The 26,786-nt window shown below is 66.7% G+C and carries 17 protein-coding genes and 1 pseudogene; 16 read left to right on the forward strand and 2 right to left on the reverse strand.

Annotated elements, in window-relative coordinates:
* The first annotated feature begins 50 nt into the window (after positions 1 to 50).
* The 7 genes from ABE472_RS13720 to ABE472_RS13750 all read left to right on the forward strand — a co-directional run bounded on the left by ABE472_RS13720 (position 51) and on the right by ABE472_RS13750 (position 10,328).
* Positions 51 to 809, forward strand: coding sequence for a SapC family protein (locus tag ABE472_RS13720; RefSeq protein ID WP_346466453.1), 759 nt, complete (start codon positions 51 to 53; stop codon positions 807 to 809).
* A gap of 3 nt (positions 810 to 812) precedes the next feature.
* Complete coding sequence (locus ABE472_RS13725) at positions 813 to 1,832, forward strand: cupin-like domain-containing protein (protein ID WP_346466454.1); 1,020 nt, start codon at positions 813 to 815, stop codon at positions 1,830 to 1,832.
* A 13-nt stretch (positions 1,833 to 1,845) separates the two neighbouring features.
* Positions 1,846 to 3,375: a tryptophan halogenase family protein gene (locus ABE472_RS13730; protein WP_313218406.1), complete on the forward strand. Its 1,530-nt coding sequence runs from the start codon at positions 1,846 to 1,848 to the stop codon at positions 3,373 to 3,375.
* Between the two features lie 64 nt (positions 3,376 to 3,439).
* On the forward strand, positions 3,440 to 4,933 hold the full coding sequence (gene xylB / locus ABE472_RS13735) for a xylulokinase (RefSeq protein WP_346462367.1): 1,494 nt from the start codon (positions 3,440 to 3,442) through the stop codon (positions 4,931 to 4,933).
* 42 nt (positions 4,934 to 4,975) lie between these two features.
* Positions 4,976 to 6,310 (forward strand): xylose isomerase, encoded by a 1,335-nt coding sequence (xylA, locus tag ABE472_RS13740; RefSeq protein WP_346466455.1) that lies wholly within the window; start codon positions 4,976 to 4,978, stop codon positions 6,308 to 6,310.
* 47 nt (positions 6,311 to 6,357) lie between these two features.
* Positions 6,358 to 7,767: a sugar porter family MFS transporter gene (locus ABE472_RS13745; RefSeq protein WP_346466456.1), complete on the forward strand. Its 1,410-nt coding sequence runs from the start codon at positions 6,358 to 6,360 to the stop codon at positions 7,765 to 7,767.
* A complete protein-coding gene (locus tag ABE472_RS13750) occupies positions 7,764 to 10,328 on the forward strand; it encodes an exo 1,3/1,4-beta-D-glucan glucohydrolase (RefSeq protein ID WP_346466457.1) in 2,565 nt (854 codons plus the stop codon). The genes ABE472_RS13745 and ABE472_RS13750 overlap by 4 nt, the downstream gene beginning before the upstream one ends.
* Positions 10,329 to 10,345: 17 nt before the next feature.
* On the opposite strand, the gene ABE472_RS13755 is transcribed toward ABE472_RS13750, so the two are convergent.
* Positions 10,346 to 11,401, reverse strand: coding sequence for a LacI family DNA-binding transcriptional regulator (locus tag ABE472_RS13755; RefSeq protein ID WP_346462363.1), 1,056 nt, complete (start codon positions 11,399 to 11,401; stop codon positions 10,346 to 10,348).
* Positions 11,402 to 11,512: 111 nt separating this feature from the next.
* Between ABE472_RS13755 and ABE472_RS13760 the strand changes: the two genes are divergently transcribed.
* From ABE472_RS13760 to ABE472_RS13800, 9 genes and pseudogenes are all read left to right on the forward strand, one after another.
* Positions 11,513 to 13,627 (forward strand): alpha-glucuronidase family glycosyl hydrolase, encoded by a 2,115-nt coding sequence (locus ABE472_RS13760; RefSeq protein WP_346466470.1) that lies wholly within the window; start codon positions 11,513 to 11,515, stop codon positions 13,625 to 13,627.
* Positions 13,628 to 13,680: 53 nt separating this feature from the next.
* Positions 13,681 to 15,636: a sialate O-acetylesterase gene (locus ABE472_RS13765; protein ID WP_313209759.1), complete on the forward strand. Its 1,956-nt coding sequence runs from the start codon at positions 13,681 to 13,683 to the stop codon at positions 15,634 to 15,636.
* Complete coding sequence (locus tag ABE472_RS13770; protein ID WP_346466458.1) at positions 15,636 to 17,327, forward strand: glycoside hydrolase family 43 protein; 1,692 nt, start codon at positions 15,636 to 15,638, stop codon at positions 17,325 to 17,327. The genes ABE472_RS13765 and ABE472_RS13770 overlap by 1 nt, the downstream gene beginning before the upstream one ends.
* A gap of 71 nt (positions 17,328 to 17,398) precedes the next feature.
* A complete protein-coding gene (locus ABE472_RS13775; RefSeq protein WP_346466471.1) occupies positions 17,399 to 20,023 on the forward strand; it encodes a glycoside hydrolase family 3 C-terminal domain-containing protein in 2,625 nt (874 codons plus the stop codon).
* Positions 20,016 to 21,497 (forward strand): annotated as a pseudogene (locus tag ABE472_RS13780) (MFS transporter); the annotation flags it as partial. The gene ABE472_RS13775 and the pseudogene ABE472_RS13780, both read left to right, overlap by 8 nt.
* A 48-nt stretch (positions 21,498 to 21,545) precedes the next feature.
* The gene (locus ABE472_RS13785; RefSeq protein ID WP_346466472.1) at positions 21,546 to 22,496 is read left to right on the forward strand and encodes a glycoside hydrolase family 43 protein; all 951 of its coding nucleotides are present in this window, start codon (positions 21,546 to 21,548) and stop codon (positions 22,494 to 22,496) included.
* Entirely contained in the window at positions 22,486 to 23,325 is an 840-nt protein-coding gene (locus tag ABE472_RS13790; RefSeq protein ID WP_346466459.1) for an aldose epimerase, read from the forward strand. Before ABE472_RS13785 ends, ABE472_RS13790 begins: the two co-directional genes overlap by 11 nt.
* A 105-nt stretch (positions 23,326 to 23,430) precedes the next feature.
* Complete coding sequence (locus ABE472_RS13795; RefSeq protein WP_346466460.1) at positions 23,431 to 24,141, forward strand: hypothetical protein; 711 nt, start codon at positions 23,431 to 23,433, stop codon at positions 24,139 to 24,141.
* Positions 24,142 to 24,278: 137 nt separating this feature from the next.
* Positions 24,279 to 25,175, forward strand: coding sequence for a BRCT domain-containing protein (locus tag ABE472_RS13800; protein WP_346466461.1), 897 nt, complete (start codon positions 24,279 to 24,281; stop codon positions 25,173 to 25,175).
* A gap of 9 nt (positions 25,176 to 25,184) precedes the next feature.
* Here ABE472_RS13800 and ABE472_RS13805 read toward each other — a convergent pair whose 3' ends face one another.
* On the reverse strand, positions 25,185 to 26,756 hold the full coding sequence (locus tag ABE472_RS13805) for a PQQ-dependent sugar dehydrogenase (RefSeq protein WP_346466462.1): 1,572 nt from the start codon (positions 26,754 to 26,756) through the stop codon (positions 25,185 to 25,187).
* Between the last annotated feature and the right edge of the window lie 30 nt (positions 26,757 to 26,786).

Consider the following 26,786-nt stretch of genomic DNA (forward strand, 5'->3'; position numbering starts at 1 on the left):
CCCTGGCAGCGGCACCCGTTCAAGGGTCCTGATGGGGTTGGAAGAACACCATGCCGCGTTACGAAATGCTCAACAACATCGCCCACCGCGATCTGCGCGTGGCCACCGATTTCGGGTCCGCGTTTGGCGATGCGGTCGGCATGGTGCCGGCCTACCCGAGCGAGTTCGCCGAACTGCAGCGCGAATACCCCATTTTCCTTCGCAGGGACGCCGCCACGGGTGAGTGGCAGTCCGTGGTCCTGCTTGGGTTTGAGCAGCACGAGAATCTTTACCTGCAGGACGGCCGCTGGAATGCGTCCTACCTGCCCGGGGCGGCGGCCAAGGGGCCGTTCCTGATCGGCTTCCAGGAAAACCGGATCGATGGCACGCTCACCCAGGAAGCGGTGCTGCACGTGGATCTGGATCACCCACGCGTGACGGCGATGCAGGGCGAGCCGGTATTCCTGCCGCAGGGGGGCAACACACCCTATCTGGACCACATCGCAGGCGTGCTGCGTGGTATCCACGAGGGACACGCCTTCGGGGCGGCGATGTTTGCCGAGCTGGATGCTAAAGGCCTCATTCACCCGATCACGCTCGACGTGCAGGTTGCCCAGGAGCATCGGGTCGGTGTCAACGGCCTGCACGCCATCGACCGTGACCGGCTTGCCCAGCTGGACGGTCCGGCGCTGGCCGAACTCAATCGCGCCGGCTACCTGGAAGGGGCGTACCTGATGCTGGCGTCGCTGCACAACATGCGTCGCCTGATCGCAGAGAAACAGAAACGTCTGCGTCTGCAGGATGCCACCGCTGCGGCGGGCAGGAACTGACCGGTGCTGGACGGCATTTCCATGCGGACACTGGAAGGCCTGGCGCCTGGCGCGCTTCCGCTGGAGGCACTGGTGGCCGCCGGCGAGCCGGTGGTACTGCGCGGCATCGCGCGCGACTGGGCGCTGGTGCAGGCCGGGTTACGCTCCACGCAGGCGGCACTGGGCTATCTGCGCGGCTTCGAGGCAGGTGTGCCGGTCCCGTACTCCTACGGCGGGCCTGAGATCGAGGGGCGCCCGTTCTATAACGAGGATTTCACCCGGTTGAACGTCGAGGTCCGGCGCGGATTGTTGACGCAGGTGCTGGACGAGATTGAAGCCACCCTCGAGGCGCCGCGGCCGCCCACCTACTATGTCGCGTCCTTGCTGATCGATCGGGCACTGCCCGGGTTCGCGCAGCACAACGATGCCGGCCTGGCCGGGCAGGGCATCGACGCTTCGGCAAGCATCTGGATCGGCAACCGCGTTACCGCCTCCTGCCATTTCGACACGCCCGACAACCTGGCGTGCTGCGCCGTAGGTCGGCGCCGGTTCACGCTGTTTCCGCCGGAGCAGATCGACAACCTGTATCCCGGGCCGCTGGAACCCACCCCGGGCGGACAGGTAGTGAGCGTGGTGGATTTCGACCGCCCGGACTTCTCGGTCCACCCGCGATTCCGTGATGCATTGGCAAGCGCACAGACCGCCGAGCTGGAACCCGGCGATGCGATCTTCATTCCCAGCCTGTGGTGGCACCACGTGCGCAGCCTCGCGCCTTTCAATGTGCTGGTGAACTACTGGTGGCGCAGCTCGCCGGCCTTCCTGTCCTCGCCGCTACCGGCACTCCACCACGCGATGTGGGCCGTGCGCGACCTGCCGGCGCGCGAGAAGCAGGCCTGGGTAACGATCTTCGAGTACTACGTCTTCGGCCCGGGTGAGCGTGCAGGACACCACCTGCCCGACGCCGCCCGGGGCGACCTGGCACCGTTCGACGAGCCGCAGGCGCGCCGCATGCGCGCCCAGCTGCTGGCTCGACTCAACCGCTGATGGGAGCACCGCATTGAACGTGGCGAACACAACGCAAGGGCGCATCCGCAAGGTCGTCATCGCCGGTGGCGGCACGGCCGGCTGGCTGGCCGGGTGTGCGCTGGCGCACCAGTTCCGCGATCAGTTGGACATCACCCTGGTGGAGTCCGAGCAGATCGGCACGGTGGGTGTCGGCGAGTCGACCGTGCCCCCCATCCGCACGTTTCACCGTTTTCTGCAGATCGATGAGCAGGAGTTCCTGCAGGCCGTCGCCGGCACGTTCAAGCTCTCGATCTCGTTCGAGAACTGGCGTCGCCCCGGGGAACGTTTCATCCATCCGTTCGGCACGATCGGGCAGGGCACCTGGGCCACACCGTTCCACCATTTCTGGCTGGACAGCCTGCGCCGCGGCATGCCGTCGGACCTGGGCGATTTCTGCCTGGAAAGCGCGGCCTCGTGGCATGACCGGTTTACGCTGGAGACCCAGCCCCAGGTCAACTACGCCTATCACTTCGACGCCGGGCTCTACGCGAAATTCCTGCGCCGCAAAGCCGAAGGCCACGGGCTGCGACGGGTCGAAGGCAAGATCCGCGAGGTCCGCCAAGATGCCCACGACGGCTCCATTGCCTGCCTGGTGCTGGAAGACGGGCAGGTCATCGAGGGCGACCTGTTCATCGATTGCACGGGCTTCCGCGGCCTGTTGACCGAGCAGACCCTGCATACCGGCTATGAGGACTGGCACGAATGGTTGCCCAGTGATCGTGCCGTTGCGGTGCAGACCGCATCGGTCGCGCCGCCGGTTCCGTATACCCGCGCCATCGCGCACGAAGCCGGGTGGCGGTGGCATATCGCGCTTCAGCACCGGGTCGGCTGCGGGCTGGTGTTCTCCAGCCGCCACATGTCCGATGACGAGGCGCACGCCAAGCTGCTGCGCGACGTTGACGGCCCGCCCCTGCGGGACCCCTGGCTGGTGCCGTTCCGCAGCGGGCGCCGGTTGAAGGCATGGAACAAGAACGTGGTGGCACTGGGGCTTGCCAGTGGCTTCATCGAGCCGCTGGAATCGACCAGCATCCACCTGACCATCAGCGCGGTGGTGCGCCTGATCCAGCTGTTCCCGTCCGACGGCATCAGCCCGGCGCTGGTGGACCTGTACAACGAGGTCAGCCGGCAGGAGATGGAGCACGTGCGCGACTTCATCATCCTGCACTACCACGCCAACCAGCGCGACGAGCCGATGTGGAAGGCCTGTCGTGACATGGACCTGCCCGAATCGCTCGCGGTCCGGCTGCGGGCCTGGCGCGAACGTGCGCATGCCTGGCAGGACCCCGGCGAGCTGTTCCGGGTCGACTCCTGGACGAGCGTGCTGATGGGGCAGGGGATCCAGCCGGGACCTCCGCATCCGCTTGCCGCTGCCATCAGCGACGCGGACCTGCGCACGCTGTTGATGCGGATCCGCCAGCCAGTGGAGCAGGCGGTCGCGACGATGCCGTCGCAGGCAGCGTTCATCGAACGCTACTGCAGGGCGGCGCGGGACGTCTGGCCACGGGTCTCAGCCCTGGCATGACGGGGCAGCTCGCTGTTGCACAGAAATGGTAGCGCTACCTCCATACACCCACGGGATGAGATAGATGGATCTGGTTGCAGGAATCGATGCAGGTACGCAGAGTCTGAAAGTCGTGGTGTACGACCCTGCCGGGCGGCATCTCATTGCCAGCGCGAGCTCACCTCTGGAGCTGGCGTCCGCCGCCGATGGCAGCCGTGAGCAGCAGCCGGCCGCGTGGGTCGCCGCCCTTCAGGCCTGCTTCCGTGCGATCGATTCCAAGGTGCGTTCCCGCATCTCCGCGCTGGCGGTCTCAGGGCAACAGCACGGCTTCGTACCGGTCGATGCCGCGGGTGAGGTCCTGGCACCGGCCAAGCTCTGGTGCGACACCAGCACCTCGGCCGAGTGCGTGCAGATCATGGACGCACTCGGCGGACCCGCGCGCACGATTGCGCTGGCCGGCAACCCCATCCTGACCGGTTACACCGCGTCCAAACTGCCCTGGACGAAGACGCATCGGCCCGACGCCTACGCCCGGCTCGCAACGATCCTGCTGCCGCACGACTACCTCAACTTCGTGCTGACCGGCCAGCGCTTCTGCGAGTACGGCGATGCGTCGGGCACGGGCTGGCTGGACGTGCGCACCCGGACCTGGTCGGCCGCGCTGCTGCGCGCGACCGATCCGGCGCGCGACCTGGCCCTGTGCCTGCCGCGCATCGCCGCACCCGACGAGCTGTTCGCTATCGATCCGGCCACGGCGGGCGTATTGGGGCTTCCCGGGACGGTGAAGGTAGCGGTCGGCGGGGGCGACAACATGATGGCCGCCATCGGTACCGGCTGCGTCGTGCCCGGCCGCCTGGCGATGAGCCTCGGCACCTCGGGCACCTTGTTCGCCTACTCGGACACGCCCGTGGTCGATCCGGACGGCGCCTGGGCCGCGTTCTGCTCGTCCACCGGTGGCTGGCTGCCGTTGATCTGCACGATGAACTGCACCGTCGTGACCGAACAGGTCGCCGACGCCTTCGGTTTCAGCACCCGCTATGGCGATGGACACCTGCGGGCGACCTCGCCCGGTGCCGACGGCCTGGTGATGCTGCCGTTCCTCAATGGCGAACGCACGCCGGACCTGCCGCTGGGCAAGGGCGTTCTGGCGGGCCTGGACACGACGAACATGACCCCGGCGCACCTCTACCGCGCGGCCATGGAAGGCGCCACGTACAGCCTGAAGTATGGGTACGACGCCTTTGTCCGCGCGGGCATGCGGTTCGACCGCATCGTGCTGACCGGTGGCGGCAGCAACAGCGCGCAGTGGCGGCAGATGGTGGCCGATGTCTTCGGCCTGCCGGTGGACGTACCGACCCAGTCCGAGGGGGCGGCGTTCGGCGCGGCATTGCAGGCCCTGTGGGCACTGGGTCACGCACGCGGTGACGCTGCCTCCATCGCCGACATCGCGGACCGGCACGTTGCGGTCGACCCGCTGCAGTCCGCTCACCCTGATCCGATGCGTACGCACGCCTATGCCGCGGCCTATGCACGTTTCCTGCGACATCTCGACGCGCTCACGCCGCTGTATCGCGGCTGATCCCTTTACGCACCACCTCGCACAACGACAGGAAGACGCACCATGAGCAATCAACCCTTCATCGGCGCCAAGGAATACTTCCCCGGCATCGGCCGCATCCCCTTCGAAGGCCGCGGCTCGGACAACCCGCTCGCGTTCAAGGTCTATGACGCGAACAAGGTCATCGGTGACAAGACCATGCAGGAGCATCTGCGTTTCGCGGCCTGCTACTGGCACACGTTCTGCAACGCCGGGCATGATCCGTTCGGTCCGGGCACCCGCAATTTCCCGTGGGAGACCGGCTCGCCGATGGCGACCGCCGAGGCGAAGGTGGACGCGGCGTTCGAATTTTTCACCAAGCTCGGCGTGCCGTACTGGTGCTTCCACGATATCGACCTGGCGCCGGATGCGGACGACGTCGGCCAGTACGAGAAGAATCTGAAGCACATGGTGGGCCTGGCCAAGGCGCGGCAGGATGCGACCGGCATGAAACTGCTGTGGGGCACAGCCAACCTGTTCTCGCACCCGCGCTACATGAACGGTGCGTCCACCAATCCGGATTTCGCCGTGGTGGCGCGCGCCGCCGTGCAGGTGAAGGCCGCCCTGGAGGCGACGGTTGAACTGGGCGGCGAACACTATGTGTTCTGGGGCGGCCGCGAAGGCTATGCCTCGCTGGCGAACACGCAGATGAAGCGCGAGGTCGATCACTTCGCGCGGTTCCTCACGATGGCGCGCGACTATGGCCGCAGCATCGGCCTGAAGGGCAACTTCCTGATCGAACCCAAGCCGATGGAGCCGATGAAGCACCAGTACGACTTCGACAGCGCGACCGTAGCGGGCTTCCTGAAGGAGCATGGCCTGCACAAGGACTTCAAGCTCAACATCGAGGCGAACCACGCCACGCTCTCCGGCCACACCTTCGAGCACGATCTGCAGGTCGCCTCGGACCACGGCCTGTTGGGCAGCATCGACGCCAACCGCGGCAACGCGCAGAACGGCTGGGATACGGATCAGTTCCCGACCGACCTCTACGACACCGTGGGCGCGATGCTGGTCGTCCTGCGGCAGGGCGGCCTGGAGGGCGGCCTGAACTTCGACGCCAAGCTGCGTCGCGAATCCACCGACATGGAAGACCTGTTCATCGCCCACATCGGCGGCATGGACGCGTTCGCACGCGGGCTGGAAGTGGCCCACGCGCTGCTAAACGACTCCCCGCTGGAACAGTGGCGCACGGCGCGCTACGCCAGCTTCGACACTGGTGCCGGCAAGGAGTTCGCGCAAGGCGCGCTCAGCCTCACGGACCTGGCCGCACTGGGTGCCAAGGGCGGTGAGCCCAACCAGACCAGCGGCAAGCAGGAACGCTACGAGAACCTGCTCAACCAGTACCTGCTGCGCTGAGCGCGGCAGTTCGCAGCGATGACACTGAACCGGGGAGGGGCAGGGCAATGAACCAGGCAGTGAGCGGCGGGGAGAACACGCGGCTGATCGTATTGATCAGCGTGGTGGCGACGATTGGCGGATTCCTGTTCGGCTTCGACAGCGGCGTGATCAACGGCACCCAGGACGGCCTGCACCAGACGTTCCGGTCAGGCGAGTGGATGCAGGGGTTCGAGATCGCCTCGATGCTGTTGGGCTGCGCCATCGGTGCGTTCAGCGCCGGGCGGCTGTCCGACCGCCTGGGACGCCGCAACGTGTTGATCGTCTCGGCGGTGTTGTTCCTGCTGTCGGCGATCGGGGCAGGCGCGGCGGCGTCCTCGACCCTGTTCATCATCGCGCGGGTGTTGGGGGGCTTTGCGGTCGGCGCAGCCAGTGTGATCTCGCCGGCGTACATCGCCGAAGTTGCGCCGGCGCGTTACCGTGGCCGCCTCGCGACGGTCCAGCAGATCGCCATCATCAGCGGCCTCACCGTCGCGTTCCTCTCCAACTATCTGTTGGCGGCCACCGCCGGTGCCTCGACCGAGGCGCTGTGGGGCGGGTACGCGGCGTGGCGCTGGATGTTCTGGATGCAGGCGGTGCCATCGCTGTTGTTCCTGGCGCTTCTGTTGACCATTCCGGAGAGCCCACGCTACCTCGTGGTGAAGCGCCGCAAGGACGAGGCGCTGCACGTGCTGACGCGGCTGTTCGGCGGTGCGGAGGCACAGGCCAAGCTGGCCGAGATCGACGCCTCGCTGTCGACGGACCACCATCGCCCGCGGCTGTCGGACCTGCGCAGCAAGGTCACCGGGAGGATGCGGCCGATTGTCTGGGTCGGCATCGGCCTGGCCATCTTCCAGCAACTGGTCGGCATCAACGTGGTGTTCTACTACGGCGCCGTGCTCTGGCAAGCGGTCGGTTTTTCCGAGAACGACGCACTGCTGATCAACGTGCTGTCTGGTGCGCTCAGCATTGGTGCCTGCGTCGTCACCGTGCTGCTGATCGACCGCATCGGGCGCAAGCCGCTGCTATGGATCGGCTCGGCCGGCATGTCGGTGTCGTTGGCGCTCCTGGTGGTCGCCTTCGCGAGTGGCTCGCTGGTCGATGGGCGCCTGCAGCTGCCCGGGAGCATGGGCACGCTGGCGCTGGTGGCGGCCAATGCCTACGTGGTGTTCTTCAATCTTTCCTGGGGGCCGGTGATGTGGGTGATGCTGGGCGAGATGTTCCCCAACCAGATCCGCGGCTCGGCACTGGCCGTGGCGGGTGCGGCGCAATGGACCGCGAACTTCGCGGTCACGGTGACGTTCCCCATCCTGTTGGCCGCTATCGGGCTCGCGGCGACCTACAGCCTCTACCTGGCCTCGGCCATCATCTCGGTCTTCTTCGTGCTCAGGTACGTGCGCGAAACCAAGGGCAAGGAACTGGAGCAAATGGAAGGATGAACACGATGACGAATCGACGCCTTGCCCACGCCCGCCGTGGCGTGCTGCTGGCCGCGCTGATGGGGGTGTTGGCTGCCTGCGGGAACGATGACAAGGCCGTTGCACCGGCGGCGGCCGATCCGGATCCGTGGCCGCAGGTGGCCTGGCCACTGCCCCAGGATGCCGCGCTGGAGAAGCGGATCACCGACCTGATGGACACCATGACGGTGGAGGAAAAGGTGGGTCAGCTGGTGCAGGGTGACATTGCCAGCATCACGCCGGAGGACCTCCGCACCTACCGGCTCGGCTCGATCCTCGCGGGCGGCAACTCCGATCCCGGCGGCCGCTATGATGCCTCGCCGGCCGAATGGCTGGCGCTGGCCGATGCGTTCTACGCAGCCTCGATGGACACCTCGCAGGGCGGCAAGGCGATTCCGGTGCTGTTCGGCATCGACGCCGTCCACGGGCAGAGCAATATCATCGGCGCGACCCTGTTCCCGCACAACATCGGCCTGGGCGCGACCCGTAACCCGGAGCTGCTGCGCCGTATCGGTGAGATCACCGCTCTGGAAACCCGTGCGACGGGCATGGAGTGGGCGTTCGCGCCGACCGTGGCAGTACCGCAGGACGACCGCTGGGGGCGTACCTACGAGGGGTACGCCGAGTCGCCCGAGGTGGTGGCCAGCTATGCCGGCGCGATGGTCGAGGGCCTGCAGGGCAAGGTGGGCTCGCCAGGCTTCCTTGACGGTCGCCATGTCATCGCGTCGGTCAAGCACTTCCTCGGTGATGGCGGCACCACCGACGGCAAGGACCAGGGCGATACCCGGATCAGCGAGGCCGAGCTGGTGCGCATCCACGCGGCCGGGTATCCGCCCGCCATCGCGGCGGGCGCGCAGACGGTGATGGCCTCCTTCAACAGCGTCAACGGCGAAAAAATGCACGGCAACAAGCCGTACCTGACCGATGCGCTGAAGGGGCGCATGCACTTCGGTGGTTTCGTGGTGGGCGACTGGAACGGCCACGGGCAGGTCAAGGGCTGCACCACCACCGATTGTCCGGCCACGATCAATGCCGGCCTGGACATGGCCATGGCGTCGGACAGCTGGAAGGGTTTCTACGAGACCACGCTGGCCGCGGTGAAGGACGGCTCCCTTCCCCAGCAACGCCTGGACGACGCAGTGCGCCGGATTCTGCGGGTCAAGATGCGGCTGGGCCTGTTCGAGGCGGGCAAGCCATCGTCGCGCGCGGTCGGTGGGCAGTTCGCACTGGTCGGTGCGCCGGAGCATCGTCAGGTTGCACGCCAGGCGGTGCACGAATCGCTGGTGCTGCTGAAGAACCAGGGCGGCGTGCTGCCGCTGTCGCCGAAGCAACGCATCCTGGTGGCCGGTGACGGTGCCAACGACGTGGGCAAGCAGGCGGGCGGCTGGACGCTGAACTGGCAGGGCACCGGCACCACCCGCAAAGACTTCCCGAACGCGGACACGATCTACGAGGGCATTGCGCAGCAGGCCACGGCCGCTGGCGGCGAAGCGCAGTTGGCGGTGGATGGCGCTTACACCACGAAACCGGATGTGGCCGTGGTGGTGTTCGGCGAGAACCCCTATGCGGAGTTCCAGGGCGATCTGGCGACCCTTGCCTACAAGCCGGGGGACGACGCGGATCTGGCGTTGATCAAGCGGCTCAAGGCCGACGGCATCCCCGTGATCGCGGTGTTCCTCAGCGGACGCCCGCTCTGGGTGAATCGTGAGATCAACGCCGCCGATGCCTTCGTGGCGGCCTGGCTGCCCGGTTCGGAAGGTGCCGGCATTGCCGATGTGCTGCTGCGCAGGCCGGATGGCAGCTTGCAGCACGACTTCAAGGGCAAGCTGAGCTTCAGCTGGCCGCGCACCGCGACGCAGTACGCCAACAATGTCGGGCAGAAGGACTACAACCCCCTGTTCGCCTTCGGCTTCGGCCTGACCTATGCCGACAACGGCGATCTGGCCGCGCTGCCGGAAGCCTCGGGCGTGACGGGCAACGAAGGGGCCGCCGGGGTGTTCTTCGCGCGCGGGGATGCCGGCTCCGGCATGGCCCTGCGGTTGGAGGGCAGCGCCGGGCAGGGGGTAACCGTCACGCAGGTGCCGGAATCCCTCGAGGGCGACCTGCTGAAGGTCACCGGCGTGGATCACCTGGCACAGGAAGATGGTCGCCGTCTGGCGTGGTCGGGCAAGGGTGAGGCGATCGTCGCGCTGCAGTCGCACACGCCGCTGGACCTGCAGCGCGAGAGCAACGGCGACCTGATGCTGTTGACGACGATGCGCGTCGACGCCGCACCCCAGGGCGAGGCGTGGTTGTCCGTGGGCTGCGGCACGGGTTGTTCGGCACGCGTCGCGCTCGGACCGGCGCTGGCAACGCTGCCCGTGGGCCAATGGACCCGCGTGGGCGTGCCCTTGAAGTGTCTGGCGGCGGCCGGCGCGGAGGTCGGCAAGTTGGATCGCCCCTGGTCGATCGGGACGGCAGGCGCGATGACGCTCTCGGTGTCACGCGTTGCCCTGGGCGCCTTGAATGAAGCGGAGGCCACCATCGCATGCCCCGGCGCGTGACGATGCGGCCTGCGCCCTCAGCGCTTGGGCGGGCGCGCGACCGAGTCGCGCACCACCAGCCGGTGCGGCATGACGTGATCGGTCAGCACGCGCGTGTCGTCGCCCTTGCGGCGGATGGTACGCAGCAGGATATCGATGGCGGCGTCGGCCATCGCGGCGATGGGTTGATGGAGGGTGGTGAGCTCGGGCCAGACGGTCGTTGCCGCCGAGGTGTCATCAAAGCCCACGACCGACAGATCGCGGGGCACCTCGAGGCCGCGTCGGTGTGCAACGGAGATGGCCGCCGCGGCCATGTCATCGTTGCTGGCGAAGATGGCCGTGGGCGGCCGACGCTGGGACAGCAGCTTCTCGGTCGCGGCAAGCCCCGAACGGTAGGTGTAATCCCCCTGTTCGACGAGGCCGGGTTCGACCTGCAGCCCTGCCTCCTGCAGGGCGGTGACAAACCCATCGTAGCGACGCGCGCTCGCACTGAGGTCGCTGCGGCCGCAGATGAAGCCGATCCGTCGGTGCCCGTGCTGGATCAGGTGTTCGGCCATCTCCTTGCCCGCGTGGAAGTCGTCGATGCGGACGCAGGAAAGATCGTCTCTCAGGTGCCCCGATGCGATCGCGACCACCGGGATGCCGGCGCTGACCAGTTCGGTGACGGCCGCCTGCGACTCGCACAGCGGCGGCGGCAGGATGACGCCATCCACACGTCCGGCCAAGGCGCGTGCAGCGTTGCGCTCGGCCTCGGGGTCGAAGTTGTCCCAGTAATGGATGACCAGCTGGATGGCCGCGTTGGACGCGACACGCAGCAGGCCCACCAGCAGCTCCCGCAGGTAGGCGCCACTGGGATTGGTGTAGATCAGCGCGATCCGCGTGTGCTGCGCCGCGGCCAGCGAACTCGCGGCCAGGTTGGGCGTGTAGCCCAGTTCGCGCACCGCGCGCATCACCCGTTCGCGCGTGACATCGCGCACCTTGCCTTGGTTGATCGCGCGCGACACGGTCATCGGCGATACCCCGGCCAGGGCAGCCACCTCGTCGATCGTCACGCCACTGGTTTTGCGGCGGACCGATTTCTTCGGCTTGTCCAATGCGTGTTGCCTTTCTTCTTTGTGACGCTGCCGCGAGGCGGGCACATCCCCAGCTTACAAGGTTTGCTGGCGACGCTGCTGCTGCGCCGGAATGTCGAGCGGTGTCACTGGATGCTGGGTGTCGCCGTGGCGCTTTTCGCCTGCGCAGGCAGCGTGCGGGCAGAAGACGGTTACGCCCTATGGCTGCGCTACGCACCGCTGGAACCTGCGCTCGCGGCGGACGCCCGGGCACGGCTGGGCGGGGTCGTGGCTCCCGATCAGACCCCGACGCAACGCGCCGCGCGTGAGGAACTTGTGCGTGGCCTCACCGGCCTGCTGGGTCGCGCGCCGCGGATGCAGATCGCGCCAAGCGCAGACCCCACCGTGGTGCTGGGCACCCCGGATTCGTCGGCCGTGATCGCGCCCCTCCGCCAGGAGATTGACTCACTCGGCGACGATGGCTACCTGCTCAGGCGTGCGCACATCGGCGGGCGCGAGGTGTTGCTGGTAGCCGCGCGCCGGGATATCGGCGTCCTGTATGGCGTGTTCCATCTGCTGCGACTGCTGCAGACCGGCGCGTCACTCGATGCCCTCGAGGTTCGCGAATCACCCCGCCTCCGACTGCGCGTGCTCGACCACTGGGACAACCTGGACGGCTATGTGGAGCGCGGCTATGCGGGCCGCTCGCTGTGGGACTGGCAGACCCTGCCGGAGTGGCGGGACCCACGCTATACGGACTATGCGCGTGCCAACGCCTCGCTCGGCATCAACGGCACCGTGCTGAACAATGTAAACGCGAGCGCGCAGAGCCTTGCGCCGGCATATCTCATCAAGGCCGCCGCGCTGGCAGACAGGTTCCGCCCGTACGGCATCCGCGTATACCTGAGCGCGCGCTTCAGCGCGCCCATCGAGCTGGGCGGGCTGAAAAACGCCGATCCACTCGACCCGGACGTGCAGCGCTGGTGGCGCGACAAGGCTGACGAGATCTACGCGCGCATTCCGGATTTCGGTGGCTTCCTGGTCAAGGCCAATTCGGAAGGACAGCCCGGACCGCAGGACTATGGCCGTTCGCATGCGGACGGGGCCAATCTGCTGGCGGACGCGCTGGCACCGCATGGCGGCGTGGTGATGTGGCGCGCCTTCGTCTACGCGCATGAGGTGCCCGAGGACCGCGCCACGCAGGCCTACACCGAATTTGCCGGGCTCGACGGTGACTTCCGCCCGAACGTGATCGTGCAGGTGAAGAACGGGCCCATCGACTTCCAGCCGCGGGAGCCGTTCCATCCCCTGTTCGGGGCCATGCCACGCACGCCGCTGATGATGGAGGTCCAGATCACCAAGGAGTATCTCGGCTTCGCCACGCATCTGGTCTACCTGGGGCCGCTCTACGAGGAGGTGCTGCAGTCCGACACCCACGCACGCGGTGCGGGCGCCACGGTCGCGCAGTTTCTGACCGGGATCGCCGGCGTCGCCAACATCGGCAGCGATCGCACCTGGAGTGGGTCGCACTTCGACCAGGCCAACTGGTACGCCTTCGGCCGTCTCGCCTGGAATCCGGCCCAGTCCGCCCGCGACATCGCGGCGGACTGGGCCGCGATGACGTTCGCGCCGGATCCCGAGGTGGTCGTGCCCATCGTCGAGATGATGATGGTCTCGCGCGAGGCCGCGGTGAACTACATGACGCCGCTGGGTCTGCACCACCTGATGGCGCGCGGGCACCATTACGGGCCCGGCCCCTGGGTGGACGGCGGTCCGCGCGCGGACTGGACCGCCGTGTACTACCACCGCGCCGACCGCGATGGCATCGGCTTCGATCGCACCGCGAGCGGCAGCAACGCGGTGGCCCAGTACGCCCCCGAGGTGGCCACCGTGTACGGCGACCTGGCGCGGGTGCCGGAGCCGCTCCTGTTGTGGTTCCACCATGTCCCGTGGAATCACCGCATGGCCTCGGGACGACCGTTGTGGGACGAACTGGTGGGGCGTTACTCCCTGGGTGTGCGTCAGGTGGAAGGAATGCAGGCCACCTGGGCAGGCCTGCAGGGCAGGGTGGATGCGCAGCGGCATGCGCAGGTCGCCGCCTTCCTCAGCATCCAGCGGCGCGAAGCGCAGTGGTGGCGCGATGCCAGTGTGGCGTACTTCCAGTCGATCAGCGGCAGGCCCTTGCCTGCGGGCGAAACCGCGCCGCCACACGCGCTGACCTGGTACCAGCATCTGCAGTTTCCTTCCGCGCCGGGAGATGGGCGATGAGTCGGCCACGGGCGATCCTCTGGATACTGGCGACCGCCGTGACATGCGCTGCCATGCCGGCGGTGGCACAGGAACCGGCAACACCGCTGCTGCATCCGCTGTTCCAGGACCACGCCGTGCTGCAGCGCGACCAGCCGATTCCGGTCTGGGGCCATGCTGCGCCGGGCACCCCGGTTTCCGTGGCGTTCGCACGCCAAACCGTCACCACGCGCGCGGATGCCGGCGGCCAGTGGCGTGCAACGCTGCAGCCCATCCCCGCTGGCGGCCCTCACGACATGACCGTCCGCGCAGGGCAGGCCACCCGGAACGTGCATGACGTGCAGATGGGCGATGTCTGGTTGTGTTCCGGGCAGTCGAACATGGAACTGCCGGTCTGGCGCGCGCTTGATGCAGACAGTGAGATCGCCTCCGCCACGCACCCGACGATTCGCCTGCTCACCGTGCCCAAGGCCGCAGCCGTTACGCCGCAGAGCACGTTCCCGGCACCGACGGCGTGGAGGCCGGCGTCGCCAGCCGCGGTGCGCGACTTTTCCGCCGCCTGTTACTACTTTGCGCGTGAACTGCAGAAGACCGTCAACGTCCCGATGGGGCTGATCCAGGCGGCGTGGGGCGGCTCGCGGATCGAGGCGTGGACCAGCGCCGACGCGCTGCATACGCAGGGCGGCATGGACCCCGCGCTTGACCTGCTCGCGCTCTACGCAAGCAACCCTGCGGCGGCAACCGCGGGCTGGGGCGAGGTATGGCAGCAGTGGTGGTCGACGCGCGACGGAACCCGGCAAGGCGACACTCCCTGGCAGCCAGGCGCAGACAACACGGCATGGCACACGGCCCCCGCCGCGCTGGGGGCATGGGAGCGTTGGGGCGTGCCGGACCTTGCCGCGTACAACGGCATGGTCTGGTACCGCACCCAGGTCACGCTGACCGCCGCGCAGGCGGCGCAGGGTGCACGGCTTGCGCTGGGCGCCGTCGATGAGACGGACATGACCTGGGTCAACGGCGTGGCGGTGGGCAGCCAGTACGGTGCCGGGGAGGCGCGGCGTTACACACTTCCGGCCGGGCTTTTGAGCGCCGGTGAGAACACGGTGGTGATCAACGTACTGGATACCTACGGCGAGGGCGGGCTGTCGGGACCGGCCGACGCTCACGCCGTGCAGCTGGACGACGGCACGCGCATCGTCCTGGACGCACCGTGGCACTACCGGGTGGCGCCCGGCACACAACCACCGCCGCTGGCGCCCTGGCATGCCGCCACCGGTCTGTCGACGCTGTACAACGGCATGATCGCACCGCTCGGCGGCTATGGCCTGCGTGGGATGCTCTGGTACCAAGGCGAGTCGAACACGGCGGACGGTGCCGCTTATGCCAACCAGCTGCGCAGCCTGCGCGATGACTGGCGCAGCCGGTTCGGTGCGCGGTTGCCGTTGCTGGTGGTGCAGTTGGCCGGCTATGGGCAGCCGCCCCAGGCGCCGGTGGAGAGTGGCTGGGCGCAGGTGCGCGAGGCGCAGCGTCGCGTCGCGGCGGAAGACCCGCTTACCGGGCTCGCGGTGGCCATCGACATCGGCGATGCGTACGACATCCACCCGCCCAACAAACAGGAGCTGGGCCGGCGCCTGGCCCGGGTGGCACGTCACGTGGCCTACGGCGAACGGGCGCTGGCACCTTCCGGCCCGACGGTTCGCACCGTGTCGCGCGGGCACGGCGAAGCAAGGATTGCGTTCGACAATGTCACCGGCACCCTGGTCACGACCGGTGCGAACGGCCCCATAGGATTCGAGCTCTGTGACGCCGATGCACGGCACTGCCGCTATGCCGACGCGGTGCTGGAGGGGCGTGAGGTTGTGTTGGATTGCATGGATTGCGTGGAGCCGGCCAGCGGCCGGCACGACCGGAGCGGCGCGTTGCGTGTGCGCTATTGCTGGGCGGACGGTCCGGTCTGCACGCTGCGCGACAGCAGCGGTGCGCCGGCCGGGCCCTTCGAGCTTTCCCTTAACGCTGCGGAGGTTCGCTGATGCGCCTGCTGATGGCCACGGTCGTTCTGCTGTTGTCGGCGACAGTGTCGCCACTGGGCGCTGCGCCTGCGCCACCGGTTTATTTCGACTGGTTCGACTATTCGGGTCACGACGCGGCCTTTGAAGCACCGCTGCCCGCCGGTCACTACCGCAACCCGATCCTGGCCGGCTTCCATGCGGATCCCAGCATCGTCCGCGCCAACGACCGCTTCTATCTGGTCAATTCGAGCTTCACGTTCTTCCCGGGCATTCCGGTATTCGAGAGCATCGATCTGGTGCACTGGAAACAGATCGGCAACGTGATCGACCGCCCGACGCAGCTGGACTTCGATGGATTGAACGTATCGCGCGGCATCTTCGCGCCGGCGATCGAGTACCACGACGGCATGTTCTATGTGGTCACCACGGCCGTCGACAGTGGCGGCAACTTCATCGCGACCGCGCGCGACCCTGCCGGCCCCTGGTCCGACCCGCACTGGCTGCCCAGCGTGGAGGGCATCGACCCGTCGCTGTTCTTCGACGAAGACGGCGCCGTCTACCTGGTCAACAACGATGTGCCACCCGGTCCGCAGCGCTACGAAGGCCACCGCGCCATCTGGATGCAGCAGATCGATCTGGCCGCGTTCAAGCCGGTGGGGCCGCGCAGGGTGCTCATCGACGGCGGGGTGGAGCCGGCGAAGAACCCGATCTGGATCGAGGGTCCGCATGTCTTCAAGCGCGATGGCTGGTACTACCTTTCCGATGCCGAGGGTGGCACCGGGCCGCAGCATTCCCAGGTGGTCCTGCGCAGCCGCGAGGTCTGGGGACCCTACCTCCCGTATGCGGGCAATCCGATTCTTACCCAGCGCGACCTGCCGGACGACCGGCCGCTGCCGATCACCAACGCCGGCCATGCCGATCTGGTGGAAGGTCCGGACGGGGCCTGGTGGGCGGTGTTCCTGGCCAGTCGCAATTACCAGACGCGCCACTACAACACGGGGCGGGAGACGTATCTGCTGCCCGTGCAATGGCGGGATGGCTGGCCGGTGATCCTGCCGGCCAACCAGGCCATTCCGTACGTAGTCAAGGCGCCGTCGTGGATGCAGGGCGATGCCTCGCAGGCCCCATCAACCGGCAACTTCGTCGATCGCGACGGCTTCGATGCACCGACGCTCGGCATGGGATGGTTGCGGGTACGCGTCCCCAAACAGGCGTGGGCAGACTTGGGCCTGCGTCCGGGTAGCTTGGCCGTGCATCCGTTGCCGGAGAACCTGGATACGCTGCGCAACCCCGCCTTCCTTGGCCGCCGTCAGCAGCATCTGCGCTTCGAGGCCAGCACCGACATGACACGGCCGGCGACGGGTGTGGCGGCGGGCCTTGCTGCGTTCCAGAGCGAGCGTTACTGGTACTTCCTGGGCGTGCGAAGCCTCGGCGGGGATCGCGTGGCGATCTTCCTGGAAGGGCGCGATGGCAGCGGCGTGACCCGCACCCTGGCCACGCGCACCGCGACGGCGTCCACGTCGCTGCGCCTGAAGATCGCCGGTGACGGGGGCCGCTATGCGTTCGCATTCGACACGGATGATGGGCAGGGCTGGCAGACGCTCGCCGACGACGTGGACGGAACGGTGTTGAGTACGGATCGCGCAGGCGGCTTTGTCGGCGCGCTGCTGGGACCATTCGCGCGCGACGAGCGCGCCTTGAGGAGCAAATGATGACGCGTGCGCCTTACCTCTGCAGTGGCCGTCGTGGCCCCACCTTCCGCACCCTGGTGCTGTGCGCTGCCATGGCAGCGGCGACCGCCGGTCATGCCGCGGAAACCCAGCCGTGGCTGGACACCTCGGCCAGCTTTGAAACCCGCGCCGCCGCGCTGGTGGGGCAGATGACCCTGGAGGAAAAGGCCGCCCAGATGCAGAACGCCGCGCCGGCCATCGAGCGCCTTGGCGTTCCGGCCTACGACTGGTGGAACGAGGGCCTGCACGGGGTGGCGCGGGCAGGACAGGCCACGGTGTTCCCGCAGGCCATCGGGCTGGCCGCCACGTTCGATGTGCCGTTGATGGGGCAGGTGGCCACCACCATCAGCGACGAGGCACGCGCCAAGCATCACCAGTTCGTGCGCGAGGGCTCGCATGGCCGCTACCAGGGCCTGACCTACTGGTCGCCGAACATCAACATCTTCCGCGATCCGCGGTGGGGCCGGGGCCAGGAAACCTACGGCGAAGACCCGTACCTCACCGCGCGCATGGGCGTCGCCTTCGTGCACGGCCTGCAGGGCGACGACCCGGTGTACCGCAAGCTCGACGCCACGGCAAAGCACCTGGCGGTACACAGTGGTCCCGAGGCGGATCGCCACCACTTCGACGCACGGCCCAGCAAGCGCGACCTGTACGACACCTTCCTCCCGGCCTTCGAGGCACTGGTCAAGGAAGGCCAGGTCGACGCGGTGATGGGCGCCTACAACCGGGTGTACGGCGAGTCCGCCAGCGCCAGCAAGTTCCTGCTGCGCGACGTGCTGCGCCGGGACTGGGGCTTCAAGGGCTACGTGGTGTCCGACTGCTGGGCCATCGTCGATATCTGGAAGCATCACAAAATCGTGCCGACCCGCGAGGCCGCCGCGGCGCTGGCGGTCAAGAACGGCACCGAGCTGGAGTGCGGCCAGGAGTACGCCACGCTGCCCGCAGCCGTACGCCAGGGCCTGATCAGCGAAGCGGAGATCGACGATGCGGTGACGCGCCTGTTCACCGCGCGGTTGCGGCTGGGCATGTTCGATCCGCCCGAGCGCGTGCGCTGGGCGCGGATACCCGCCTCGGTGAACCAGGCCCCGGCGCACGATGCGCTGGCCCTGAAGGCCGCACAGGCATCGCTGGTGCTGCTGAAGAACGATGGCGTGCTGCCGCTGTCACGCACCCTCAAGCGCATTGCCGTGGTCGGCCCGACTGCCGATGACACCATGGCATTGCTCGGCAACTACTTCGGCACACCGGCGGCACCGGTGACGATCCTGCAGGGCATCCGCGACGCGGCGAAGGGCATCGAGGTGCGCTATGCACGCGGCGTGGATCTGGTCGAAGGACGCGATGATCCCAGCGCGACGCCGCTGATCGAGGCGGCGTATCTGCGACCCTCGGCCGACTCCCCGGAACGCGGCCTGCGCGGCGAGTACTTCCGTACGCCCAATCTGTCCGGGACACCGGCGCTGGTCCGCACCGATGCACAGATCGGCTTCCGCTGGGACCGCGGCTCGCCGACCGACAACCTGCTGGCCCGCGGTGAAGCGGCGCCGGGGCAGGGCATTCCCAACGATGGCTTCAGCATCCGCTGGCGAGGCCAGCTGCTGCCGCCGGTCTCGGGCCGTTACCGGATCGAGGCTGCCGCCGATGACGGCTTCCGTCTCTACGTGGATGGCAAGCGGGTGCTGGACCATTGGGCCAACAGCGATCGCCTGCGCAGCGACGGGGTGGACCTGGACCTGCAGGCGGGCCGTGCCTATGAACTGACGCTGGAGTACTACGATGCCGAGCGCGACGCCGGCGTGCGGCTGGGTTGGCGCATGCCCGGGGCGAAGCCGCCGTTCGAAGAAGCCGTCGATGCCGCCCGCAGCGCGGATGTGGTGGTGTTCGTCGGCGGCCTGACCGGCGACGTGGAAGGCGAAGAGATGACGGTCAACTATCCGGGCTTCGCCGGCGGCGACCGCACCGACCTGCGGCTGCCCGCCACCCAGCGCGCCCTGCTGGACGCGCTGCACGCCACGGGCACGCCGGTGGTGATGGTGCTGACGGGAGGATCGGCGCTGGCGGTGGAGTGGGCCCAGGCGAACCTGTCCGCGATCCTGATGAGCTGGTATCCCGGGCAACGCGGCGGCACCGCCGTGGGCGAAGCGCTGTTCGGCGACGTCAACCCGGGCGGCCGGCTACCGGTAACGTTCTACAGCGCAGACCAGGTGATGCCCGCATTTGATGATTACGCAATGGAGGGCCGCACCTACCGCTACTTCCGCGGCACGCCGCTGTATCCCTTCGGCTACGGGCTGTCCTATACCCGTTTCGACTACGGCAAACTGAGCCTCGATGCGACGCGCATCTCCGACAACGGCGCGCTCAAGGTGCAGGTGGAGGTGGCCAACACCGGCGAGCGTGCGGGCGATGAAGTGGTGCAGCTGTACGTCCGGCGGTTGGCGGCCGGCGCAGGCGATGCGCAACAGACGCTGCGCGGCTTCCAGCGCGTTCATCTGGCGCCGGGCGAGCGGCGCACCGTGGCGTTCGATCTCGAGGCGCAGCAGGCGCTGCGCGAGTACGACGACGCGCGCGGCACCTATGCCGTGCCGCCCGGGGCGTATGAGGTACGGATAGGCGGCTCAAGCGCCGATGCCCGCGTGCGGAGCCGCTTCACCGTGGAGGCGAATCGTGACTGATACCCGCCACGGGGAGACCCCCGAGCACACGCTGTCCGTCCGGGAGAAGCTGGGCTACAGCCTGGGCGACCTCGCGGCCAACCTGATCTTCCAGACGCTGATCACCTACCTGGCGTTCTTCTATACCGATGTGTACCGGTTGCCGCCCGCCACGGCGGCCACCATCATCTTCGTGATCGGCCTGCTGGGTGCCTTCGTGTTCACCCCGCTGATCGGCATTGCCGCCGACCGCACCGCCAGCCGCTGGGGAAAGTTCCGGCCCTGGATCCTGTGGACGGCGATCCCGTTCGGCGTGCTGTCACTCCTCGCCTTCAGCACGCCGGACCTGGGCGCACAGGGCAAGGTCCTCTATGCAGTGGTGACCTATGGCCTGCTGATGTTCGTGTACGCGGCCAACAACCTGCCGTACTCCGCGCTCAGCGGCGTGCTGACCGGCAGCATGGCCCAGCGCAACAGCCTCTCGGCCTACCGCTTCGTGGCGGTGATGATCGCGCAGTTCATCGTCCAGGTCCTGCTGTTGCCGCTGGTGCTGATCCTGGGCGACGGGGATCGCGTGCAGGGGTTCGAACGGGTGATGACCGTGTTCGCGGTGGTGGGCACGCTGTTCTTCCTGATCACCTTCGCCACCACCCGTGAGCGCATCGTGCCGGCGAAGGAACAGACCGGCGGCGTGCTACAGGACCTGTCCGACCTGCTGCACAACCGGCCGTGGAAGGTGATGCTGGCCCTGACGGTGCTGGTCTTCATCAACCTGGCCCTGAAGGGCGGCACCTACATCTACTACTTCCAGTACTACATGAGCGAGGCCGCGCTGGCGGGCTTTCTCGATACTTCCGGTTTCAACCGCTTCATCGGCGGATTGAACGCGACCCTCAACGGATGGGGCCTGTCCGGCTTCACCTGGCCGGAGGATCCGGCGACCTCGGCCTTCAGCCTGTTCAACGCCTGCGGCATCCTCTGCATGATCCTGGGCATCGGGGTCTCCCGGCGCCTGGCCGACCGCTTCGGCAAGCGTGATGTGTTCGGTGGCGCGCTGCTGGTCTCTACCGTGTTCCTGCTGGTGTTCTACCTGTTTCCGCCTACAGCGGTGGGGGTGGCCTTTGGCGCCTTCATGCTGCACGGGTTCTGCTACGGCATCACCATCCCGCTGCTCTGGGCGATGATCGCCGATGTGGCCGATTACTCCGAATGGAAGAACCATCGCCGCGCCACGGCAATCATCTTCTCCGCGATGCTGTGCGGGCTGAAGATCGGGCTCAGCATCGGCGGTGCGCTGGTTGCCGGCATTCTTGCGCACCACGGCTATCAGGCCGGCGCGGAACAACAGCCCCAGGCCGTGGTGGACGGCATCCGCCTGGCCGTAAGCATCTACTGCTCCCTGCCGTTCCTGGTCGCGGTCGCGCTGCTCTTCTTCTACAAGATCGACAAGCGCATGGAGACGCGCATCGAGCAGGACCTGCACCTGCGTCGGCAGGGACCCACTCTTGATCAGCTCAAGGCGCATGCCATCTCCCCGCCGCTGGTGACCCACATCTACACGGCCGACCCCTCGGCCCATGTATTCGAAGGGCGCCTGTACATCTATCCGTCGCACGATATCGACGGCGGCGCGCCCTTCGACGACGAGGGTGGCCACTTCCGCATGGAGGATTACCACGTGCTGCGGATGGACTCCCCCGAGGGCGAGGCCACCGATTGCGGCGTGGCGCTGCATGTGCGCGACGTGCCCTGGGCCGCGCAGCAGATGTGGGCACCGGATGCGGCGCATCGCGACGGCCGTTACTACCTGTACTTCCCGGCCAAGGACGCGCAGGGCATGTTCCGCATCGGCGTCGCGGTGGCAGATCACCCAGAGGGCCCGTTCACTGCGGAGCCCGAGCCGATGGAGGGCACGTACTCGATCGACCCGGCCGTGTACGAGGATGATGACGGCACCCATTACCTCTACTTCGGCGGCATATGGGGCGGCCAACTGCAGAAGTACCGGGACAACCGCTTTGATGTGGCGCATGAGGAGCTCACCGGCGACGCGCCGTCACTCGGCCCGCGAGTCGGCCGGTTGGACGCGGGCATGACACGGCTGGCGGAGCCCACGCGCGAGATCGTCATCCTGGACGAGCACGGACAGCCGCTGCGGGCTGACGACCATGCGCGCCGGTTCTTCGAAGGGCCGTGGCTACACAAATACCAAGGGCGGTACTACCTTTCGTATTCGACCGGCGATACGCACCTGCTGTGCTACGCCATCAGTGACAGCCCATATGGACCGTTCACCTATACCGGCGTGATCCTCAAACCCGTGGTGGGCTGGACCACGCATCACTCCATCTGCGCGTTTGGGGGGCAGTGGTACCTCTTCTATCACGACGCCTTGTTGTCCGGCGGCGTGACCCACCTGCGCTCGGTCAAGTGCACGCCGCTGCAGATGGAGGCGGACGGCAGCATCCGGACGATCGATCCGTATGGCGCTTGAAACCGCATCACCGAAAGACGATGCGCAGGCGCCGTTGCCTGCTGGGCGCCTGTACTGGTTGCGCGCAGGCAGGCTGGAGGTCGCGCTTGCACCGGACGCCGGTGGACGCGTTGCCCAGATGCGGTACGACGGTGTGGACTGGCTGGTGGGCGAGCAGGAGGGTGGGGCAGCTGCGATCGGATGGGGGTGCTATCCGATGGTGCCGTGGGCGGGGCGCCTGCGGCGCGGGCGCTTTGTGTTTGATGGAAACCGATATGCGCTGCCGACGAACTTCGGCGGGCACGCGATCCACGGGGTGGGCTTTTCACGGCCGTGGCAGGTCGACAGTCTCGGGGCGGATAGCGCGACCCTGTCGCTCGAGTTGCCTGAGGATGGGTATTGGCCCTTCGGGGGGCGCGCGACTCAGGTAATCCGTATGCTGGCTGACCGTCTGGAGCTGCGCCTTGCGGTGCAAGCCGGCGACCAGGCGATGCCGGCGACGCTTGGATGGCACCCGTGGTTTCGGAAGCCCGATCAGGTGCTGTTCTCGCCGAGTGCGATGTATCCACGGGACGGGGAGGGCATAGCTGTATTGCCCTGTATTGCTCCCACGCCTGGGCCTTGGGATGACTGCTTCATCAGCCAGGCTGAGGTGACGCTGGTGTCAGGAGACCAGCGGCTGCAGCTGCGGGCGGATACGGATCACTGGGTGGTGTATGACGGTGCTGCGCACGCGACGTGTGTGGAGCCGCAGACCGGGCCGCCTGATGGGTTTACGTTGGCGCCGAAGCGGCTGGAGGCAGGACAGACGCTTGAGCTGAACCTCATGATCGAGTGCGCGAAGGCGTAGAACACGCCCCGCGTGGCCCCGCGATCTGCCAACGTCGCAGATCCATTCAATTCGCCGAACTATGCCCACATCGCTATAGTTGAACTTCAGGGTGGGGGATAGCTGATGGAGCGGATAAAGAAGGAACTATCGATCGCCGACGTCGCCGGCTGGGGGTCTGGCCTCGTAACGTTCGGGCTCGTCCAGGGCGCGCTTTATCTGCAGTCGTACTGGAGCCAGTTCGGCGTAGATCCATTCCAGTTTATCGCCGTGAGCGAGATTGCACTGGCCGGCCTAGCGGGTATTGGAGTGGTGCTCGGCCTCATGCTTGTTGCCATTTTGTTGGGAGGCTGGCTGGAGGGCAAGCTAGTCAGCACCAGCCCAGATCGCAGAGTGCTCACGCGGATCGCACCAGTTGCTCTACTCATAGGGACGGGAGCGATCATCTGGTGGGCAAGCGCATGGACCATCCTGCTGGGCGGTCTGCTCACGGTTGTCTGCCTAGTTGTAGTAATGAATGCACCGGCAGTGCCCAGCTCAGTAAAAAGCTCGCCCTTGCTGACGTCCGCTGTAGCGATGCTTGTTTATGTTTCGACAGCTTCGAGCTGGTTGGGCGCTGAGCGTGCGGAAAAGATCATACAAGGGGACGGAAAGTACGTCGCAAGCGTGACGGTCGGCCCCAAGACGCTTGATGGGCTGAATCTGATTGGCCGCTTGGGCGACACCTATGCTTTTTGGGATATGGCGCGAAAAGCGACATTACTTCTGCCAGCGAGCGACCTCAAGAGCCTAGAGATAGCACGTGGACGTGCCGCAAATGCGCCAGATCGCCCGTGACCGATTCAAAGCTGATGTAGTCTTGGCTGTGACGCGTATCAGCTTCAGCCCCACATCACGGGAAGGTTGGATACCGTATTCAGGCGGTAAGTTTCCATAACACGCCGCCGGACGGCGTCGAACAGGGACGTAGCTCAATGCACACGGATCACCGCAATTACTTCAAGTTCACTTCGAAGGCCCGCCTGGACAAGTCCGTCAACGCGCTCATCGGCATCGTCGAAGGTATCGTGATCGACGGCCAGATCAACGCCCTTGAGCTCGACTACCTCAACCTGTGGCTGGCCGAGCACGACGCCGTGCGTGACCAGCACCCCTTCAGCGAGCTCGTGCCGGTTGTCACTGCCGCGGTAGCCGACGGCGTCCTGACCGAGGAAGAGCATGCAGACATCGTGTGGCTGTGTGAACGTCTGCGCTCGACTGAGTTCTACGACGACGTGACTGCGGACCTGCAGCGGTTGCACGCCATCATGGGGGGCATCGTTGCGGACACGCATATCTCCGTGGAAGAGCTGCGCGCCCTGTCCGAGTGGATGGCAGATCACGAGCACCTGAAGACATTCTGGCCCTTCGACGAGGTGGGCAGCCTGATCACAGGCGTGCTCGCCGACAAGCAGATAGACGCGAAGGAACACGCGTTGCTGCAGGCTTTCTTCGCGGAGTTCACGCCCTTGCTTGACGATCGCACAATCACCAGTCCGCCCGTATTGCAGGGGCGGCAGATCGTTGGCCTATGCGCGGTAGACCCAGAGATCAGCTTCCTGGACAGGGGGTTCTGCTTTACAGGCGCGTCATCGCGCTTCACCCGCGCCGAATTCCAACGCGCCGTTGAAAAGCTGGGCGGATCAGCCCATTCATCTCCGTCGAAGAAAGTCCACTACCTGGTCATCGGTGCGGAAGGCAATCCTTGCTGGGCATTTGCATGCTACGGACGCAAGGTCGAGAAGGCCATTGAGCTACGCAAAGCAGGATCACGGGTCGTCATCGTCCACGAGCTAGACTTTCACGATGCATTGGCCGATCACGGCAGCTAGTGGGCACACTCAAGGGATGTCCTTCGGCACCAGCCGCAGCAGTTTCCCATCCGCGCCGTCGGTGAGCGCGTAGATGGCACCGTCTGCGGCGACCTTGACGTCACGAATGCGTGCACCTAGTTCAGCCAGCAACAGCTCCTGGCGTTCCACCCGATCACCGTCGCGAACGAGGCGTCGGATACTGTGCTCACGCAATGCAGGCACCAGGAAATCTCCCTGCCATCCCTTGAAAAGGGTGCCGTGATAGACGGTCAAGCCAGAAGGTGCGATGGACGGCGACCAGATCACCTCCGGGTCCTCGAACCCCTGGTGCTGCGTAAACGGGCTCACCCGGGCAAACGGGTAGTCGATACCGTGACTGACCAGAGGCCAGCCGTAATTGCCACCCGGTCGAAGCCGGTTGAGCTCATCGCCGCCGCGCGGCCCATGTTCGCTGACATAGATGGCGCCGGTGACGGGGTCACGCACGATGCCTTGCGGATTGCGGTGCCCTGAGGTGTAAACGGTCGCGCCGCTGGCATTCGGGGCGAGAGAAATGCGCATCACTTTGCCCAGCGAGTTGTTTTCGTTCTGGGCGTCTTCCCGGCGTGCACTGCCGTCGCCCACCGTCATCAGCACGGTGTGCGTGCCAAGAAACGCCAAGCGCCCGCCGTTATTGCCGTCGCTGGGTTTTGGCGTGGACTCGAATAGAACCTCCACCTGATCTACGGACCACTCACCGTCGGCGAACATCAGCGCGCCACGAATCAAACGGACGCCAACGCCGCGAGGATCACGGTAGCCCTGCGTCAGATAGATGCGGTGGTCTCTCTCGAAATCCGGTGAAAGGGCAATGTCCATCAGGCCGATCACACGCTCCCGCTGATATCCCGCGGGTATCCTGGAAAGGTTGACGCCCACACGTTTGCCGGCCCGGTCAATCACCTTAAGCTGGCCAGCCATTTCGGTGACGAGCAGGCTTCCGTCCGGCAGTTCCGCCAACGACCACGGCCACTGCAGGCCGTCAGCGACGATGGTGGCTTGGTATCCCGCCGCCGCAGGCGGCTGTTTCGGCGTCGGGCGCATCAACAGGAACGATGTAAGCGGCAGCAACACCAGGCAAGCAGGCAGCAGGTAAGCACGGACACGGTGCAGACGCGGCCCGCGCACGGCACGCGCCGCCAGCGCGTGGCTCACATATCCTCCGACCAGCCCACACAAGCTGAGCGCGGCGAAGCCCGGCATCTCCCGGATCGCAGCGATCGCCGGCATCGGGATCACACTGCGCAGCAGCGCCAGCACGATGGCCAGCCCGGCCACACCGGCGAGCAGCGCGCAGGGCAGGGCGCTCAACCCCAGGCGCCGCAGGCCTGCTTGCAGACCCAGCGCGAGGACGCCGCCTGCCAGTGAAAAGCCGAACATCACCGGCCCGAACCGGGCCAGATCCTCCACGGTAACGTCAGCCCGGGCCTGCCAGCCGACCTCCAGGCCGAGCTGGGTCAGCGCATGCAGATTGATCTGGGTCTGCAGCAGGCTGGCAACCGCGGCGGTAGCCAGTGTCGCCGTCAGAGTGATGGAGACTGTTCGCAACCAAGAGCGCATGCAGGGAGTTCGTCAGGACAAGCCGAAGGC

The sequence above is a fragment of the Stenotrophomonas sp. TWI809 genome (genome assembly GCF_039673205.1).
In the GTDB taxonomy this organism is placed as follows: Bacteria; Pseudomonadota; Gammaproteobacteria; order Xanthomonadales; family Xanthomonadaceae; genus Stenotrophomonas.

Coding starts and splice junctions, on each gene's coding strand:
- ABE472_RS13775 (WP_346466471.1), top strand. CDS start 17,399: ATGGCAGCGGCGACCGCCGGTCATGCCGCGGAAACCCAGCCGTGGCTG.
- ABE472_RS13790 (WP_346466459.1), top strand. CDS start 22,486: ATGGCGCTTGAAACCGCATCACCGAAAGACGATGCGCAGGCGCCGTTG.
- ABE472_RS13745 (WP_346466456.1), top strand. CDS start 6,358: ATGAACCAGGCAGTGAGCGGCGGGGAGAACACGCGGCTGATCGTATTG.
- ABE472_RS13760 (WP_346466470.1), top strand. CDS start 11,513: ATGCTGGGTGTCGCCGTGGCGCTTTTCGCCTGCGCAGGCAGCGTGCGG.
- ABE472_RS13770 (WP_346466458.1), top strand. CDS start 15,636: ATGCGCCTGCTGATGGCCACGGTCGTTCTGCTGTTGTCGGCGACAGTG.
- ABE472_RS13720 (WP_346466453.1), top strand. CDS start 51: ATGCCGCGTTACGAAATGCTCAACAACATCGCCCACCGCGATCTGCGC.
- ABE472_RS13800 (WP_346466461.1), top strand. CDS start 24,279: ATGCACACGGATCACCGCAATTACTTCAAGTTCACTTCGAAGGCCCGC.
- ABE472_RS13765 (WP_313209759.1), top strand. CDS start 13,681: ATGCCGGCGGTGGCACAGGAACCGGCAACACCGCTGCTGCATCCGCTG.
- xylA (WP_346466455.1), top strand. CDS start 4,976: ATGAGCAATCAACCCTTCATCGGCGCCAAGGAATACTTCCCCGGCATC.
- ABE472_RS13805 (WP_346466462.1), bottom strand. CDS start 26,756: ATGCGCTCTTGGTTGCGAACAGTCTCCATCACTCTGACGGCGACACTG.
- ABE472_RS13750 (WP_346466457.1), top strand. CDS start 7,764: ATGAACACGATGACGAATCGACGCCTTGCCCACGCCCGCCGTGGCGTG.
- ABE472_RS13795 (WP_346466460.1), top strand. CDS start 23,431: ATGGAGCGGATAAAGAAGGAACTATCGATCGCCGACGTCGCCGGCTGG.
- xylB (WP_346462367.1), top strand. CDS start 3,440: ATGGATCTGGTTGCAGGAATCGATGCAGGTACGCAGAGTCTGAAAGTC.